Genomic DNA, 15,602 nt, shown 5'->3' on the forward strand with positions numbered 1-15,602 from the left:
GCGATATTGACATTAAATGTCGCGTTTTACCAATAGGGCTACGGCTTTAGGGGTGTTCAAGCAGGGCGCTGGCGCGCGTTTGAAGACGATTTCCTGACAGCAGCGAGCCATTTGTACACTGGCGTCCAGGCCTTTTGCAATGCGCGGGGGCGGGCTTGGGCCAGGTCGCGTCGGTTTCAGCGCCTGCTGACAAGGTTTCTGAAACATTTGCTCATGTTTAGCCATGCCCTGGCCTATGCCCGTCGATTCACAACGCGAAGGTTGCTGGCGCGCCAAGTGGTCGCGGCCCATAGTTGAGTCAAAGCCCCTATAAAAGAGACTGGCCATGACCAAGACTCTCCACCACCGTGCCTGCCACCTGTGCGAAGCCATCTGCGGCCTCACCCTGGAAACCACCCAAGCCGAAGACGGTAGCCTGGCGATCACCTCGATCAAGGGCGACCCTCTGGACAGTTTCAGTCGCGGCCACATCTGCCCCAAGGCGGTGGCCCTGCAGGACATCCAGAATGACCCAGACCGCCTGCACCAACCCATGCGGCGGGTGGGCAGCGAATGGCAGCCGATTGCCTGGGATGAAGCCTTTGCCCTGGTGGCCGAGCGGCTTGCGGGTATCCAGGCGCGGCATGGGCAGAACGCGGTGGCGGTGTATCAGGGCAACCCAAGCGTGCATAACTATGGGTTGATGACCCACAGCAACTACTTTCTAGGGCTGTTGAAGACGCGCAATCGTTTTTCCGCGACCTCGGTAGACCAACTGCCTCATCACCTCACCAGTCACCTGATGTACGGCCACGGCCTGTTGTTGCCCATACCCGATATCGACCAGACCGACTTCATGTTGATCCTCGGCGGCAACCCGCTAGCTTCCAATGGCAGCATCATGACCGTGCCCGATGTGGAGAAACGCCTCAAGGCCATCCAGGCGCGGGGCGGAAAAGTGGTGGTGGTCGACCCTCGGCGCAGCGAGACGGCAGCCATCGCCGACCAGCACGTGTTCGTGCGCCCCGGCGGCGATGCGGCATTGTTGTTTGGGGTGCTCAACACTTTGTTCTCCGAAGGGCTGACACGCGACAGCCATTTGCCGGTGCAAGGCCTGGATGATGTACGCAAGGCGATTACCGGCTTCGATGCCGAGGCCATGAGCCGCCAGTGTGCGGTGCCTGCCGAGCAGATTCGCCAGTTGGCCAGGGACTTCGCCGGCGCTGACAAGGCCGTTTGTTATGGCCGCATGGGGGTCTCGACCCAAGCGTTTGGCACGCTGTGCCATTGGCTGGTGCAACTGATCAACCTGGTGACCGGCAACCTGGACCGCGTCGGCGGCGCGCTCTGCACCAGCCCCGCGGTGGACCTGGTGGCCTCCACCAGCGGCGGCCATTTCAACCGCTGGCAGAGCCGCGTGTCCGGGCGACCGGAGTACGGCGGAGAACTGCCGGTGTCAGCCCTGGCCGAAGAAATGCTTACCGAGGGTGAAGGGCAGATCCGCGCCCTGGTGACGGTGGCCGGCAACCCGGTACTGTCCACGCCTAACGGCCGCCAATTGGAACAAGCCCTGGACGGGCTGGAGTTCATGGTCAGCATCGACCTGTATATCAACGAGACCACGCGTTATGCCGACCTGATCTTGCCCTCCACCTCGGCGCTGGAAAACGATCACTACGACACCACCTTCAATCTGTTCGCGGTACGCAATGTCACACGCTTCAATCGCGCCATCCTGCCCAAGCCCGAGGGTGCATTGCATGACTGGGAGATCTTTGTCGGCTTGGCCAAGGCGTTTGCGGCGCACACTGGCGCGGTGCTCAAGCCCACCCTGCCACCGGCACAGATGATCGACTTCGGGCTGCGTGCGGGTGCCTATGGTGACGCATCCAGTCATAAACTGTCGGTGGCGATGTTGGCGGATCATCCCCATGGCGTCGACCTGGGGCCGCTCAAGCCCAACCTCGCGGCACGTTTGAAAACCGCGGATGGCAAGGTGCAAGCGGCACCGGCCGTGATCCTGGCCGACCTGGCGCGTTTCGCCGCGCAGCCGGTGCCGGTGGCCGACGAACTGCTATTGATTGGCAGGCGGCATGTGCGCAGCAATAATTCCTGGATGCATAACTATCACCGGCTGGTGAAGGGTAAGCCACGCCATCAACTACTGATGCACCCCGATGATCTGGCTAGCCGTCAGTTGAGCGATGGCCAGCGGGTGCGGGTGAGTTCGCGTATCGGTATGGTCGAGGTGGAAGTAGCGGCCAGCACGGACATGATGCCGGGTGTGGTCAGCCTGCCTCACGGCTGGGGCCACGGTCGTCCGGGCGTGCAGATGAGCATCGCGAGCAGCCAGCCGGGGGCGAGTGCCAATGACTTGACCGACGAGCGGCAATTGGACGAGTTGTCGGGTAATGCGGCGCTCAACGGCGTACCGGTGAAGGTGGCGGCGGCCTGAGCATCCTGCTGGATTTTTGCGTTACAATGCGCCACCGTGCCGACCCGTGAGTCGCAAAGTTCCTGCAGAGGTGTTCCATGGATATCATCGAAACGATCAAAGAGCAGATTGCCAACAACACCATTCTGCTTTACATGAAGGGCGCACCTAACGCGCCTCAGTGCGGTTTCTCCGCAAAAGCGTCCCAGGCTGTGATGGCATGTGGCGAGAAGTTCGCTTACGTGGATATCCTGCAAAACCCTGAAATCCGCGCCAACCTGCCAAAGTACGCCAACTGGCCGACTTTCCCGCAGTTGTGGGTAGCCGGTGAGCTGGTTGGCGGTAGCGACATCATCACTGAAATGGCAGCTGATGGCTCGCTGCAAGCGCTGATCAAAGACGCAGCGCAAAAAGCAGCAGTCAAGACTGACGCCTAATTGGCGAGCAATAAAAAGCCCCGCTTCTCTGGTGAGAGCGGGGCTTTTTTGTGCCTGAACGCTACGGATTATTCACCCATCTGCGATTGCAGGTAATTCTCCAGGCTGACCTTGTCGATCAGGCCCAACTGGGTTTCAAGCCAGTCGATATGCTCTTCCTGATCTTCCAGGATATCTTCCAACAGTTCACGGCTGCCGAAATCGCCCTTGGTTTCGCAGTGAGCGATACCAGCCTTCAGGTCGCTGTGGCTCTTGCGCTCAAAGCCCAGGTCGCTGCTGATCATTTCCTGGGTGTGCTCGCCGATGTTCAGCTTGCCCAGGTCCTGCACGTTCGGCAGGCCTTCCAGGAACAGGATGCGCTTGATCAGCGCGTCGGCGTCCTTCATGGCCTTGATCGATTCTTTGTATTCACGCTTGCCGAGCTTTTCCAGGCCCCAGTCATCGTACATGCGCGCATGCAGGAAGTACTGATTGATCGCGACCAGTTCATTGGCAAGGATTTTGTTGAGTTGCTGGATGACTGAGATGTCGCCTTTCATGACTGGGGTCCTGCCCTGTAATAGCTGTGTATAGGGCGGAGTCTGAGCGGTGAAAATCCTAGTGTCAAACCTAAGTTATTGAATAATAAATGAAAATTAATCGGAATAAGAATGTTTGTGTTCCGCGTCTTGGCGCTAACTAATTGAATTACAGGCATAAAAAAACCGGACACAAGGTCCGGCTCTTTAAAACATGCCTATCAGGCGTGTGTAAATTCTGTCGAGTAGGGGAGTGCGGCCTGGGCTGTTTGCAGCTGCGTCAGGGTTTCCCGTACCACTTGCTTGGCCAGGCAAGCACATTTGCCGCACTGGCTGGCAACGCCGGTGGTTTCACGCACTTCTTTGTAGCTGCAGCAACCTTCATAGATTGCTTCGCGGATTTGTCCGTCGGTGACGCCAGTGCAGAGGCAGACATACATAAGTGAGAACCGTCGCGGGTTTATGGCTTAAGTGCGATGGATCTTAATGTTAACGAGAATGATTGTCAAAATAGTTTCAGCAGCAATCCGGGGGGAATTGCCCGTGCGCTGACGAACGGTTTTTTCGGTGTATGATGGTCGGTCTTCACGAAGCGTGATTGCGTCATATTTCTGTCTGTTTCCACAGGCAGACTCGACCGGTCCTTTTACTTCAATCGTCACCCCTATATCAGGAGATATCCAATGAGCGTACTCGTCGGTAAACAAGCCCCGGATTTCGACGTACCAGCCGTCCTCGGCAATGGCGAAATCGTAGACAGCTTCAAGCTGTCTGAAGCCATCAAAGGCAAATACGGCCTGGTGTTCTTCTACCCGCTGGACTTCACCTTCGTCTGCCCTTCGGAGCTGATCGCCCTGGACCACCGCATGGACGATTTCAAAGCGCGCAATGTTGAAGTGGTCGCGGTTTCCATCGACTCCCATTTCACCCACAACGCCTGGCGCAACACCGCCATCAACGACGGCGGCATCGGCAAAGTCAAATACACCATGGCTGCCGACATGAAGCACGAGATCGCCAAGGCTTACGACGTTGAGTCCGAAGGCGGCGTTGCGTTCCGTGGCGCGTTCCTGATCGACGACAAGGGCGTTGTGCGCTCGCAGATCATCAACGACCTGCCGCTGGGCCGTAACATGGAAGAGCTGATCCGCCTGGTCGACGCGCTGCAATTCCACGAAGAGCACGGCGAAGTCTGCCCTGCCAACTGGAAAAAAGGCGACAAAGGCATGAACGCTTCGCCAGAAGGCGTTGCGGCTTACCTGACCGAGAACGCTGGCAAGCTGTAAGCCAACGTCACGGTACAAAAAAAACCGGCCTGAAAAGGCCGGTTTTTTTATCCGCGGGATTTGCCTTCAGTCGTTGAAGTCTTCCCAGCCGCCCATCTGTTTCCACCGATTGACGATGCCGCAGAACAGCTCGGCGGTCTTCTCGGTGTCGTAGCGGGCCGAGTGGGCTTCACGCCCGTCAAAGTCGATACCGGCCGCCTGGCAGGCTTTGGCCAGAACGGTCTGACCGTAGGCCAGGCCGGCAAGCGTTGCGGTGTCGAAACTGGAGAACGGATGAAACGGGTTGCGCTTCATGTCCAGCCGCGCCACGGCGGCGTTCAGGAAGCCCAGGTCGAAACTGCTGTTGTGGCCGACCAGAATCGCACGTTTGCAGCCATTGGCCTTCAACGCCTTGCGCACGCCACGGAAGATATCGGTCAGCGCCGCTTCTTCACTTACCGCCATGCGCAGCGGGTGGTCGAGCTTGATCCCGGTGAATTCCAGGGCAGCGGCTTCGATATTGGCGCCTTCAAACGGCTCGACGCGGAAGAAATGAGTGTGTTCCGGGTACACAAAGCCCTGTTCGTCCATGCCGATGGTGGTTGCGGCGATTTCCAGCAAGGCGTCGGTGGCGCAGTTGAAACCACCGGTTTCTACGTCGATGACAACCGGCAGATAACCGCGAAAACGCTCGGCCATCGGATGGCGCGAGCCGCCACCGCCGTGCTCTTGTTCGTCGTCGTAATGGTCTTCACTCACTTGCTTTCCTCCAGCAGGCGCCAGCGCAGTGTTTCACCGGCGCGCAGCGGGATAACGGTCAGCTCGCCAAACGGCAGGCTGGCAGGGGCGGTCCAGTCTTCACGGACCAGGGTAATGCGGTCGGTATTCGCCGGCAGGCCGTAGAAACGCGGGCCGTTGAGGCTGGCGAAACCTTCGAGTTTGTCCAGCGCGTTACGCTGTTCGAACGCTTCGGCGTACAACTCGATGGCGGCAAACGCGGTGTAGCAGCCGGCGCAGCCGCATGCGGCTTCCTTGGCGTGCTGGGCGTGTGGCGCAGAGTCGGTGCCGAGGAAGAACTTCGGGCTGCCGCTGGTGGCGGCATCCAGCAGTGCCACCTGGTGGGTATTGCGCTTGAGGATAGGCAGGCAATAGAAATGCGGCCGAATCCCGCCCACCAGCATGTGGTTGCGGTTGTAGAGCAGGTGATGAGCGGTGATGGTCGCGCCAACGTTGGCCGACGCTTCGCTGACGAACTGCACCGCATCGGCGGTGGTGATGTGTTCAAACACCACTTTGAGCGTAGGGAACAACTCGACCACACGACGCATGTGTTCATCGATGAAGATTTTTTCGCGATCGAACACATCCACGTCGCCACGGGTGACTTCCCCGTGGATCAGCAATGGCATGCCGACCTCCGCCATGGCTTCGATCGCCGGCAGGATCTTGTCGATACTGGTTACACCGGAATCGGAGTTGGTGGTCGCACCTGCCGGGTACAGCTTGGCGGCGTGCACATAACCGCTGGCCTTGGCTTCACGGATTTCTTCAGGCTGGGTGCGGTCGGTCAGGTAGAGCACCATCAACGGTTCGAAGCGGCTGCCGGCCGGTCGTGCAGCGAGGATGCGCTGGCGATAGGCGTCGGCTTCTGCGGCATTGCGCACCGGAGGTACCAGGTTAGGCATGATGATGGCACGGCCAAACGTGCGGGCCACATCGGCCACGGTTTGGGGTAACGCAGCACCATCGCGAAGATGAATATGCCAGTCGTCGGGACGCAGCAGGGTCAGGCGGTCGGACATTGGGGATTCCAGGCGGGTCAATCTGGTGGGAATGCTACCGGAAAAGACTCTTGCAGGCACTCGCTATCAAGTTTTGCCGGATGCTACCGATATCTCCGGGTATGCCTTAACGATGTATGACGCTTTGAAGTGTTGTAGAAACCAGTGGAGCCTCCCGTGCGCCAGTATTATCTAGCCCTGCTCAGTGTGTTCGCCAGCCTGCCTGCGGCGGCCCTCACGTTCCAGACACGTCTGGAGAATATTGAGTGGAAGGTAGAGGGCGATCAGTTCGAGTGCCGCCTGACCCAGCCGATCACCGATTTCGGTTCCGGTGAGTTCGTGCGCCGGGCCGGCGAGCAGGCAACGTTTCGTCTGAAAACCTATGGCGGCACCCTTGGCGCCGGCTCGGCAACCTTATTGGCCGCGGCCGCGCCGTGGCAGCCGGGCCGAGGTGATATCAACCTTGGGGCCGTGCGTGTCGGCAGCGGCGACGTCCTGTTCAATAGCTCCCAGGCCCAGGCCGGCCGCCTGTTCACGGGTTTGCTTGAAGGGCGCAGCCCGACCGTGCGGCATTACGGGCGTCAAGGCGGCTACTCGGAAATTCGCCTGCTGCCTGTGAAGTTCAACAAGGCGTACAACGATTATCAGGTGTGCACCACCAAGCTGCTGCCCATGAATTACGACCAGGTCAAACAGACTGAAGTGGGCTTCCCCGGTGGTGGTATTGAGCTGGACGCGGCGGCCAAGAAGAAGTTGTCGGTGATCCTGGCATTCATGAAAGCCGATCCCACGGTCAATCATGTCGAGTTGAACGGCCATTCCGACAACAGTGGCAATCGCCTGACCAACCGTGACGTCTCACGGCGCCGCGCCCTGGCGGTGATGGACTACTTCAAGGCCAACGGCATCCAGGAATCGCAAATCACGATGCGCTTCCATGGCGAAAGCTACCCCTTGGCGCCCAACACTAATGCCGCCAACCGTGCGCGTAACCGCCGTGTAAATATTCAGCTTGAGCGGGTGGCTACCCCAGAGAAACCGGCGCCTCAGGCCACTGCGCCGAGCAACCCGGCGGCTACCTCATAAGAGGCGACCATCGGTCGCCCACTCGACATAATCTGTCGCTTTATCTTCATTTGCTGTCGCGCCCCTGTAATTTCACGGTTTTGATCGGTAGAATCGTCGCCTTTCCGTACAACCCCGTGGAGTGATGGCATGGCCGACGTAAACAAGGTCGTTCTCGCGTATTCCGGCGGCCTGGACACTTCGGTGATCCTCAAGTGGCTGCAGGATACTTATAACTGTGAAGTGGTGACCTTCACCGCTGACCTGGGTCAGGGTGAAGAGGTCGAACCTGCACGTGCCAAGGCGCAAGCCATGGGCGTGAAAGAGATCTACATTGACGACCTGCGCGAAGAGTTCGTCCGCGATTTCGTTTTCCCGATGTTTCGCGCCAACACTGTCTACGAAGGTGAGTACCTGCTGGGTACCTCCATCGCACGTCCGCTGATCGCCAAGCGCCTGATCGAGATCGCCAATGAAACGGGCGCCGACGCCATTTCTCACGGCGCCACCGGCAAGGGCAACGACCAGGTACGTTTCGAACTGGGTGCCTACGCACTCAAGCCAGGCGTTAAAGTCATTGCGCCGTGGCGTGAATGGGACCTGCTGTCCCGTGAAAAGCTGATGGATTACGCTGAAAAGCACGCTATTCCGATCGAGCGCCATGGCAAGAAGAAGTCGCCGTACTCGATGGACGCCAACCTGCTGCACATTTCCTATGAAGGCGGCGTGCTGGAAGACACCTGGACCGAGCACGAAGAAGATATGTGGAAATGGACGGTCTCCCCGGAGAACGCTCCAGACAAGGCGCAGTACCTGGAACTGACTTACCGCAACGGCGACATCGTTGCGCTGGACGGCGTTGAAATGACCCCGGCCACCGTACTGGCGACCCTGAACCGCATCGGCGGTCAGCATGGTATCGGCCGTCTCGACATCGTCGAGAACCGTTATGTGGGCATGAAGTCTCGCGGTTGCTACGAAACCCCGGGCGGCACCATCATGCTGCGTGCCCACCGCGCCATCGAGTCCATCACCCTGGACCGTGAAGTCGCCCACCTTAAAGACGAGCTGATGCCCAAGTATGCCAGCCTGATCTACACCGGTTACTGGTGGAGCCCTGAGCGTCTGATGCTGCAACAGATGATCGACGCTTCCCAGGCCCACGTGAACGGCGTCGTGCGCCTGAAGCTGTACAAGGGCAACGTGATCGTCACCGGCCGCAAGTCCGATGAGTCGCTGTTCGACTCCAACATCGCCACCTTCGAAGAAGACGGCGGCGCCTACAATCAGGCGGACGCGGCAGGCTTCATCAAGTTGAACGCGCTGCGCATGCGCATTGCTGCCAACAAGGGCCGCTCGTTGTTCTGAACCGTGCGTCTGTCGTGAAAAAAGGCCCCTTTTGCAAGGGGCCTTTTTTTGCCTGGATTTTAGATGCGGCGCTGTTTATTAGCGTTTAGCGTGTGTTTAAGGATTTTTCCGTAACTTGCGCAATTATTATCCAGTTTATCTTTATATTTTTAAGGTTGAATGATTTTTTACATCTGAGGAGGAACTATGTCTGACAGAAAATTCACTCATGTAGCTGCAATGGATATGTGAGTTGTTGAATTTTCTGTAGGAATTATGGAAGTGTCGAAATATGTTAAATGGAACTAATGCGGATAGTTTTTTCGGGGCGGTTTGCTGGCGTCATTGCGACAAACAAGGGGTATTTCCTGAAAGACTTGTGCGGCACGTTTACTTTTACGGGCTGATGGTCATGATCTTTCACTCAAAATATGTACGCGTCGAGAAAGGTCTGAAAGCAACCATAAAGCTCTATGCATCTAAGTTGGCGAATTTTTGTAGGCTAATTCCTATCTTCTTGTGGGTTGGGTCTCTGCCTGCTCTTGCTCGGGGGGGAATGCTATGCCAACTAGTAATCGACTAGGCTATTGTGTTTGCTCTAAATAATTCGAACAGCGAAATTGGACTTTCTCATGAATAAAGTGCTGATCGTGGATGATCATCCCGTCATTCGTCTTGCTGTGCGCATGCTAATGGAGCGTCATGGTTATGAGGTCGTTGCCGAGACTGATAACGGTGTCGATGCGTTGCAACTTGCACGGGAACATATGCCGGATATTGTGATACTGGATATCGGAATCCCCAAGCTCGACGGCCTGGAAGTTATTTGTCGGCTGGCTTCGACCAAGCAAGCCGTCTCGTTCAAGGTGCTGGTGCTGACGTCCCAGGCGCCCGGCCATTTTTCCATGCGCTGCATGCAGGCAGGTGCCGCCGGCTATGTGTGCAAGCAGCAGGATCTGACAGAGTTGCTCAGTGCCATCAAGGCGGTGCTTTCCGGCTATAGCTATTTCCCGAACCAGGCGCTCAACTCAGTACGGTCAACCATGGGCAATGCCAGTGAAGCCGACATGGTCGAACGCTTATCGGGGCGGGAGATGATGGTGCTGCAGCAACTGGCCCGTGGCAAAACCAACAAGGAAATTGCCGATGGCATGTTCCTCAGCAACAAAACCGTCAGTACCTACAAGACGCGCTTGCTGCTCAAGCTCAATGCCAGGTCCCTCGTGGACCTGATCGAACTGGCCCAACGCAACGGCTTGGTCTAGGAGGATATTGCACCCCTTGAATACCCGTGTAACCGGCAGAAAAAAGCCTCCGTCAGGGAGGCTTCCGGCCGTCAACGGCTTGATCAGAGATCGAAGTCGTAATCGGCCAGCTGTTTTTGCAAGCGTCGCTCTTCCAGAAGATTGTCGATAGTGCGGCGTTTGCTTAAATTGGTCTTGGCCACCTCTGCTACAGGTGCCTCTACCACATCGTCATCCGACTCAACGAGGTCGTCTTCCACTTCCAGTTGTTCGTTGCCAGCGCTCATAAGGTCAACTCCAGGCTAAGACTGCCGTTGGGGCTCCTTATAGCGATAATCCGCGAACGGGTAAAAAAGATTTTTTCAATCGCCTGATCACAAAAACCAATGATCGCTCAATCGTCGGAGGTCTTGTCCTTGTATTCGCACAAGTCTTCGATACGGCAGCTGCCGCAGCGCGGCTTGCGGGCCTGGCAAACGTAGCGTCCGTGCAGGATCAGCCAATGGTGGGAGTCGAGCAGATAGGGCTTGGGCACGAACTTCATCAATTGCTTTTCCACCTCAACCACATTTTTGCCCCGCGCAATGCCGGTTCGGTTGCTGACGCGGAAAATGTGCGTGTCCACCGCCATGGTCAACTGCCGAAACGCCGTATTGAGTACCACGTTAGCCGTTTTGCGGCCCACGCCAGGCAAGGCTTCGAGGGCTTCGCGGGTTTGTGGCACCTCACCCCCATGCAGCTCCAGCAGCAGGCGGCACGTTTCGATCACATTCTTGGCTTTGCTGTTATACAGGCCGATGGTCTTGATGTATTCGGACAGGCCTTCCACACCCAGGGCGTAAATCGCGGCGGGTGTATTGGCCACGGGGTACAACTTCGCCGTGGCCTTGTTAACGCCAACGTCCGTGGATTGAGCCGAAAGGATCACCGCAATCAGTAATTCGAACGGTGAGGAGTAGGCCAGTTCGGTTTTCGGTTCCGGATTGTCTTCGTGAAACCTGCGGAAGATTTCCAGGCGTTTTGCGGCATTCATAGGGACAGACGTTTCCTTGCAGGCGGTCGGCGTAATGTTAGCAATACACAGCGCAGTGGGTTAGCCGTTGGCCTCGGCATCTTGTAGCGTTTGCTCGGCATCACTCAATGCGGCTTTCAAGGCTGCCAATTGATGCTCGTCAGCATGGTGATCCTGAGCCTTTTTCAACGCTGCACGGCGCATGGCCAGCTGGATTTTTGCGCGCTTGAACTCGGCGCTTTTAGTGGCCGTCTGTGGTGGCTGCGGTGAGCTGTTGGTCTCTAGTGCGGTAAGCGCCTGCTCGGATGCCTCGAACTGTCGCTGCAGCATAATCAATTGCGACTGTTGCTCAAAGGTCGGCGGATGCCCAAACGCTTTCAAGGATTTGTGCAACTGAGCGCGACTCATGGCGACGCTGCTTTTGGCCTGCTTGATCGCAGCGTCCTGAGCGGCCTGAGTATTATCGACCGGTGCCACCTCCATCGGCGCTGCGCGCTTGGCTCGTGCCAGGCGTTCGGCGAGCATGCAAGCTTCTTCACGTTGCAGACGGGCGTTACGTTGTTCGAAGCGTCGCCGTGCCCGGTTGCGTTTGAGGTCGCGCGCACGCCGTTCATCATCGTTGCTGGCCAAGTCACCGACGATAGGCAGAACGTCAGCAAGCGGGCGCATCTCGATACAGTCGACAGGGCAGGGCGCAACACACAGGTCGCAACCGGTGCACTCGTCGACAATCACGGTGTGCATCAACTTGGCGGCACCCACAATGGCGTCCACCGGGCAGGCCTGGATGCATTTGGTACAACCGATGCATTCGGCTTCGCGGATATAGGCGACTTGCGCAGGCGCATCTCCACGACTGGTGTCCAGCTCCAGTACCGGCAGGCGCAGCAGTTGCGCGAGCCCCTCAATGGTTTCCTGCCCACCGGGCGGGCACTTGTTGATGGCTTCGCCTTTAGCGATACCTTCTGCGTAAGGCTTGCAACCCGGGTGCCCGCACTTGCCGCATTGAGTCTGCGGCAGCAGCGCGTCGATACGTTGAATGAGGTTCATGCTGTGATCATAGCGTTGACCCCGGCCCAGGGAGGAGGGCAAGCTGAGAAGCCCCGCCGTTAGCAACAGCGGGGCATTTTGCAGAGGTTACTTGATGCGTTGACCCGGCTTGGCACCGCTGTCCGGGCTCAGCAGGTAGATTTCTTCGCCGCCAGGGCCCGCCGCCATCACCATGCCTTCGGAAATGCCGAACTTCATTTTCCGTGGCTTGAGGTTGGCGATCATCATGGTCAGGCGGCCATCGAGCTTGGACGGGTCCGGGTAAGCGCTCTTGATGCCGGAGAATACGTTGCGCTGTTCGTCACCGATATCCAGCGTCAGGCGCAGCAGCTTGTCGGCACCTTCGACGGCTTCGGCCTTGATGATCAGCGCCACACGCAGGTCTACGGCGGCAAAGGCGTCGAAATCGATTTCCGGGGAAATCGGGTCCTTGGCCAGTTCGCCATTGCCCGCCGGCGCGGATTGGCCGGTATCGGTCTGGCTGGCCACCAGGTCTTCTTTCGAAGCGTCGGTCATGGCCTGGACTTTCACCGGGTCAATTCGGGTCATCAAGGGCTTGAACGCGTTCAATTGATGATTGCCGAGCAAGGTGGTGTGATCGTTCCAGCTCAACGGCGCCACGTTGAGGAACGCCTCGGCATCGGCGGCCAGCAGTGGCAGCACCGGCTTGAGGAAGATCACCAACTGGCGGAACAGGTTGACCCCGGTGGCGCAGATCGCCTGGACTTCAGCTTCCTTGCCTTCCTGCTTGTTCAGTGACCACGGCGCCTTGTCGGCGATCCACGCGTTGGCGCGGTCGGCCAGGCCCATGATCTCGCGCATGGCGCGGGCAAAGTCGCGGGCTTCATAAGCGTCGGCGATGCTTGGCGCGGCGGCCAGGAAGGCGTCGGTCAGTTCCGGTGCGGCGTTCTCGGCGACCAGTACACCGGCGTTGCCCTTGTGGATAAACCCGGCGCAACGGCTAGCGATGTTGACGACTTTACCCACCAGGTCCGAGTTGACCTTCTGTACGAAGTCTTCCAGGTTCAGGTCCAGGTCGTCGACGCCACGGCCCAGCTTGGACGCGTAGTAATAGCGCAGGTATTCCGGCGACAGGTGGTCCAGGTAGGTGCGCGCCTTGATAAAGGTGCCACGGGACTTGGACATTTTCTGGCCGTTGACCGTCAGGTAGCCGTGCACGGCAATACCGGTCGGCTTGCGGTAGCCCGAGCCTTCAAGCATCGCTGGCCAGAACAGCGCGTGGAAGTTGACGATGTCCTTGCCGATGAAGTGGTACAGCTCGGCGGTGGAGTCCTTGCCCCAGAACGCGTCGAAGTCCAACTCCGGGGTGCGGTCGCACAGGTTCTTGAAGCTGGCCATGTAGCCGATCGGCGCGTCCAGCCATACATAGAAATACTTGCCCGGCTCGCCCGGAATCTCGAAGCCGAAGTACGGCGCGTCGCGGGAGATGTCCCACTGCTGCAGGCCACTGTCGAGCCATTCGGAGAGTTTGTTGGCCACGGCGTCCTGCAAGGTGCCGCTGCGCGTCCAGGTTTGCAGCATTTGCTGGAAATCCGGGAGCTTGAAGAAGAAGTGCTGCGAGTCCTTGAGCACCGGAGTGGCGCCGGAGATCGCTGACTTGGGATCCTTCAAGTCGGTCGGTGCGTAGGTCGCGCCGCATTTTTCGCAGTTGTCGCCGTACTGGTCTTCGGTGCCGCATTTCGGGCAGGTGCCCTTGATGAAACGGTCGGCCAGGAACATTTTCTTTTCCGGGTCGAAATACTGGGTCACCGAACGTTGGTCGATGTGCCCGGCTTCCTTCAACCGCAGGTAGATCTGGCTCGACAGCTCGCGGTTTTCGTCGGAGTGGGTCGAGTGAAAATTGTCGAAGTCCACCAGGAACTCGGCAAAGTCGGCGCTGTGTTCAGCCTGCACATTGGCGATCAGCTGTTCCGGGGTGATGCCTTCCTTTTCGGCGCGCAACATGATGGCCGAACCGTGGGCGTCGTCCGCGCAGACATAAATGCATTGATTGCCGCGATGCTTCTGGAAGCGCACCCACATATCGGTCTGGATGTACTCAAGCATATGGCCAAGATGGATCGAACCATTGGCATAGGGCAGGGCGCTGGTGACGAGGATCTTGCGTGGCTCGGACATGGGGCTCGGCTACTTGATGAAACGGAGGTCGGCCACTATAAAGCGCCGGGAAATTTATTTCACCCCGTGACGCTGTTTCAGAATCTTCCGTACCTTCGAAAGCATGCCGTTCGGCGGCTGGAACGGTTAGGATAGCCGCCTGTTTCAGTCAGTCTTTTTTTCGGGAGTAGCCCATGAGCGCCGTCAATCGCGCAGCGGTGGAAGCCGTTCTTCGCCAGTACACCGACCCTTATTTGAACCAGGACCCGGTCAGTGCCGGCTGTGTGCGTGCCATCGAGGTCCAGGGCGACCAGGTGTCGGTGCAGTTGCAGCTGGGTTATGCCGCGGGTTTGTTCAAAAGCGGTTGGGCGCAGATGTTGCAAATGGCCATCGAGGGCCTGGACGGCGTGGGTTCGGCCAAGGTCGACATTCAATGCGTGATCGCACCGCACAAGGCCCAGGCGCAGATCCCTGGCCTGACCAACGTCAAGAACGTGGTGGCGGTGGCGTCCGGCAAGGGCGGCGTGGGTAAATCCACCACCGCGGCCAACCTGGCCTTGGCCCTGGCACGGGAAGGCGCGCGCGTGGGCATTCTGGATGCCGACATCTATGGGCCGAGCCAGGGCGTGATGTTCGGCATCGCCGAAGGCACACGGCCGAAGGTCAAGGATCAGAAATGGTTTGTACCGATCGAGTCGCTGGGTGTGGAAGTGATGTCCATGGCGTTTCTCACCGACGACAACACCCCGATGGTCTGGCGCGGGCCGATGGTCTCCGGTGCGTTGCTGCAACTGGTCACACAAACGGCTTGGGGCGACCTCGACTACCTGGTGATCGACATGCCGCCAGGCACCGGCGACATTCAACTGACCCTGGCGCAGAAAGTGCCGGTGGCCGGTGCAGTGATTGTCACCACGCCTCAGGACCTGGCGCTGCTCGATGCCAGGAAAGGTGTGGAGATGTTCCGCAAGGTCAACATCCCGGTGCTGGGCGTTGTGGAAAACATGGCGGTGCACATCTGTTCCAACTGCGGGCATGCCGAGCATTTGTTCGGTGAAGGTGGGGGAGAGAAGCTGGCTACTCAGTATGGCGTTGAACTGCTGGCATCGCTGCCATTGGCGATGGAGATTCGCGAGCAGGCCGATGGTGGCAAACCTACCGTCGCGGCAGAGGCCGATGGGCAGATCGCGATGATCTATCAGGAATTGGCCCGTCACGTCGGTGCGCGGATTGTTTTGCAGGAAGCGACGGCGCCGGCAATGCCGACCATTACCGTGAGCGACGATTGATTAGGCTTTAACGGTTACGCGAAAAGTCTGACGATCCGTGGTGCTCTCAGGTTTTTCGCGAGC

At 58.2% G+C, this 15,602-nt stretch carries 15 protein-coding genes; 7 read left to right on the forward strand and 8 right to left on the reverse strand.

All coding sequences use genetic code 11. From position 1 onward, the window contains the following. Positions 1–325: 325 nt before the first annotated feature. Both CLM72_RS06120 and grxD read left to right on the forward strand, forming a co-directional pair. Positions 326–2,434, forward strand: a complete 2,109-nt coding sequence (locus CLM72_RS06120) for a molybdopterin oxidoreductase family protein (RefSeq protein ID WP_105225907.1) — start codon at positions 326–328, stop codon at positions 2,432–2,434. 77 nt (positions 2,435–2,511) lie between these two features. After that, positions 2,512–2,850: a Grx4 family monothiol glutaredoxin gene (gene grxD, locus CLM72_RS06125; protein ID WP_054898038.1), complete on the forward strand. Its 339-nt coding sequence runs from the start codon at positions 2,512–2,514 to the stop codon at positions 2,848–2,850. Positions 2,851–2,918: 68 nt separating this feature from the next. On the opposite strand, the gene bfr is transcribed toward grxD, so the two are convergent. Both bfr and CLM72_RS06135 read right to left on the reverse strand, forming a co-directional pair. Then, on the reverse strand, positions 2,919–3,389 hold the full coding sequence (gene bfr, locus CLM72_RS06130; RefSeq protein ID WP_054898039.1) for a bacterioferritin: 471 nt from the start codon (positions 3,387–3,389) through the stop codon (positions 2,919–2,921). Positions 3,390–3,589: 200 nt separating this feature from the next. Continuing rightward, on the reverse strand, positions 3,590–3,808 hold the full coding sequence (locus CLM72_RS06135; protein ID WP_017526354.1) for a bacterioferritin-associated ferredoxin: 219 nt from the start codon (positions 3,806–3,808) through the stop codon (positions 3,590–3,592). 243 nt (positions 3,809–4,051) lie between these two features. On the opposite strand from CLM72_RS06135, the gene CLM72_RS06140 reads away from it, so the two are divergent. Continuing rightward, positions 4,052–4,654 (forward strand): peroxiredoxin, encoded by a 603-nt coding sequence (locus CLM72_RS06140; RefSeq protein ID WP_034096135.1) that lies wholly within the window; start codon positions 4,052–4,054, stop codon positions 4,652–4,654. A gap of 66 nt (positions 4,655–4,720) precedes the next feature. Here the strand turns inward: CLM72_RS06140 and rnt are convergent, their stop codons facing one another. Both rnt and pyrC read right to left on the reverse strand, forming a co-directional pair. After that, positions 4,721–5,392, reverse strand: coding sequence for a ribonuclease T (gene rnt / locus CLM72_RS06145; protein WP_003188980.1), 672 nt, complete (start codon positions 5,390–5,392; stop codon positions 4,721–4,723). Then, a complete protein-coding gene (gene pyrC, locus CLM72_RS06150) occupies positions 5,389–6,435 on the reverse strand; it encodes a dihydroorotase (RefSeq protein ID WP_032893318.1) in 1,047 nt (348 codons plus the stop codon). Before pyrC ends, rnt begins: the two co-directional genes overlap by 4 nt. Before the next feature lie 156 nt (positions 6,436–6,591). Between pyrC and CLM72_RS06155 the strand changes: the two genes are divergently transcribed. The 3 genes from CLM72_RS06155 to CLM72_RS06165 all read left to right on the forward strand — a co-directional run bounded on the left by CLM72_RS06155 (position 6,592) and on the right by CLM72_RS06165 (position 10,091). Then, the gene (locus tag CLM72_RS06155) at positions 6,592–7,500 is read left to right on the forward strand and encodes an OmpA family protein (protein ID WP_105225908.1); all 909 of its coding nucleotides are present in this window, start codon (positions 6,592–6,594) and stop codon (positions 7,498–7,500) included. Positions 7,501–7,629: 129 nt separating this feature from the next. Next, entirely contained in the window at positions 7,630–8,847 is a 1,218-nt protein-coding gene (locus tag CLM72_RS06160; protein ID WP_003188984.1) for an argininosuccinate synthase, read from the forward strand. A 611-nt stretch (positions 8,848–9,458) separates the two neighbouring features. Beyond that, a complete protein-coding gene (locus CLM72_RS06165) occupies positions 9,459–10,091 on the forward strand; it encodes a response regulator transcription factor (protein WP_003188986.1) in 633 nt (210 codons plus the stop codon). Positions 10,092–10,174: 83 nt separating this feature from the next. On the opposite strand, the gene CLM72_RS06170 is transcribed toward CLM72_RS06165, so the two are convergent. The 4 genes from CLM72_RS06170 to metG form a co-directional block, all read right to left on the reverse strand. Next, positions 10,175–10,357, reverse strand: a complete 183-nt coding sequence (locus CLM72_RS06170; protein ID WP_014717144.1) for a PA3496 family putative envelope integrity protein — start codon at positions 10,355–10,357, stop codon at positions 10,175–10,177. A 107-nt stretch (positions 10,358–10,464) separates the two neighbouring features. After that, on the reverse strand, positions 10,465–11,103 hold the full coding sequence (gene nth / locus CLM72_RS06175) for an endonuclease III (RefSeq protein WP_003188989.1): 639 nt from the start codon (positions 11,101–11,103) through the stop codon (positions 10,465–10,467). A 60-nt stretch (positions 11,104–11,163) separates the two neighbouring features. Beyond that, positions 11,164–12,132: an electron transport complex subunit RsxB gene (rsxB, locus tag CLM72_RS06180; protein ID WP_105225909.1), complete on the reverse strand. Its 969-nt coding sequence runs from the start codon at positions 12,130–12,132 to the stop codon at positions 11,164–11,166. A gap of 87 nt (positions 12,133–12,219) precedes the next feature. Continuing rightward, positions 12,220–14,271, reverse strand: a complete 2,052-nt coding sequence (metG, locus tag CLM72_RS06185; RefSeq protein WP_032893312.1) for a methionine--tRNA ligase — start codon at positions 14,269–14,271, stop codon at positions 12,220–12,222. A 173-nt stretch (positions 14,272–14,444) separates the two neighbouring features. Here metG and apbC point away from each other — a divergent pair, with 173 nt between their 5' ends. Beyond that, positions 14,445–15,539: an iron-sulfur cluster carrier protein ApbC gene (apbC, locus tag CLM72_RS06190; protein WP_105225910.1), complete on the forward strand. Its 1,095-nt coding sequence runs from the start codon at positions 14,445–14,447 to the stop codon at positions 15,537–15,539. The last annotated feature ends 63 nt before the right edge of the window (positions 15,540–15,602 follow it).

Source organism: Pseudomonas sp. MYb193, from assembly GCF_002966775.1.
In the GTDB taxonomy this organism is placed as follows: Bacteria; Pseudomonadota; Gammaproteobacteria; order Pseudomonadales; family Pseudomonadaceae; genus Aquipseudomonas; species Aquipseudomonas paracarnis.

Bases quoted from the DNA above. Each gene is read 5' to 3' on its own strand.
- rsxB (WP_105225909.1), bottom strand. From the start codon at position 12,132: ATGAACCTCATTCAACGTATCGACGCGCTGCTGCCGCAGACTCAATGC.
- apbC (WP_105225910.1), top strand. From the start codon at position 14,445: ATGAGCGCCGTCAATCGCGCAGCGGTGGAAGCCGTTCTTCGCCAGTAC.
- grxD (WP_054898038.1), top strand. From the start codon at position 2,512: ATGGATATCATCGAAACGATCAAAGAGCAGATTGCCAACAACACCATT.
- CLM72_RS06120 (WP_105225907.1), top strand. From the start codon at position 326: ATGACCAAGACTCTCCACCACCGTGCCTGCCACCTGTGCGAAGCCATC.
- CLM72_RS06165 (WP_003188986.1), top strand. From the start codon at position 9,459: ATGAATAAAGTGCTGATCGTGGATGATCATCCCGTCATTCGTCTTGCT.
- CLM72_RS06135 (WP_017526354.1), bottom strand. From the start codon at position 3,808: ATGTATGTCTGCCTCTGCACTGGCGTCACCGACGGACAAATCCGCGAA.
- pyrC (WP_032893318.1), bottom strand. From the start codon at position 6,435: ATGTCCGACCGCCTGACCCTGCTGCGTCCCGACGACTGGCATATTCAT.
- nth (WP_003188989.1), bottom strand. From the start codon at position 11,103: ATGAATGCCGCAAAACGCCTGGAAATCTTCCGCAGGTTTCACGAAGAC.
- CLM72_RS06170 (WP_014717144.1), bottom strand. From the start codon at position 10,357: ATGAGCGCTGGCAACGAACAACTGGAAGTGGAAGACGACCTCGTTGAG.
- metG (WP_032893312.1), bottom strand. From the start codon at position 14,271: ATGTCCGAGCCACGCAAGATCCTCGTCACCAGCGCCCTGCCCTATGCC.
- CLM72_RS06140 (WP_034096135.1), top strand. From the start codon at position 4,052: ATGAGCGTACTCGTCGGTAAACAAGCCCCGGATTTCGACGTACCAGCC.
- bfr (WP_054898039.1), bottom strand. From the start codon at position 3,389: ATGAAAGGCGACATCTCAGTCATCCAGCAACTCAACAAAATCCTTGCC.
- CLM72_RS06160 (WP_003188984.1), top strand. From the start codon at position 7,630: ATGGCCGACGTAAACAAGGTCGTTCTCGCGTATTCCGGCGGCCTGGAC.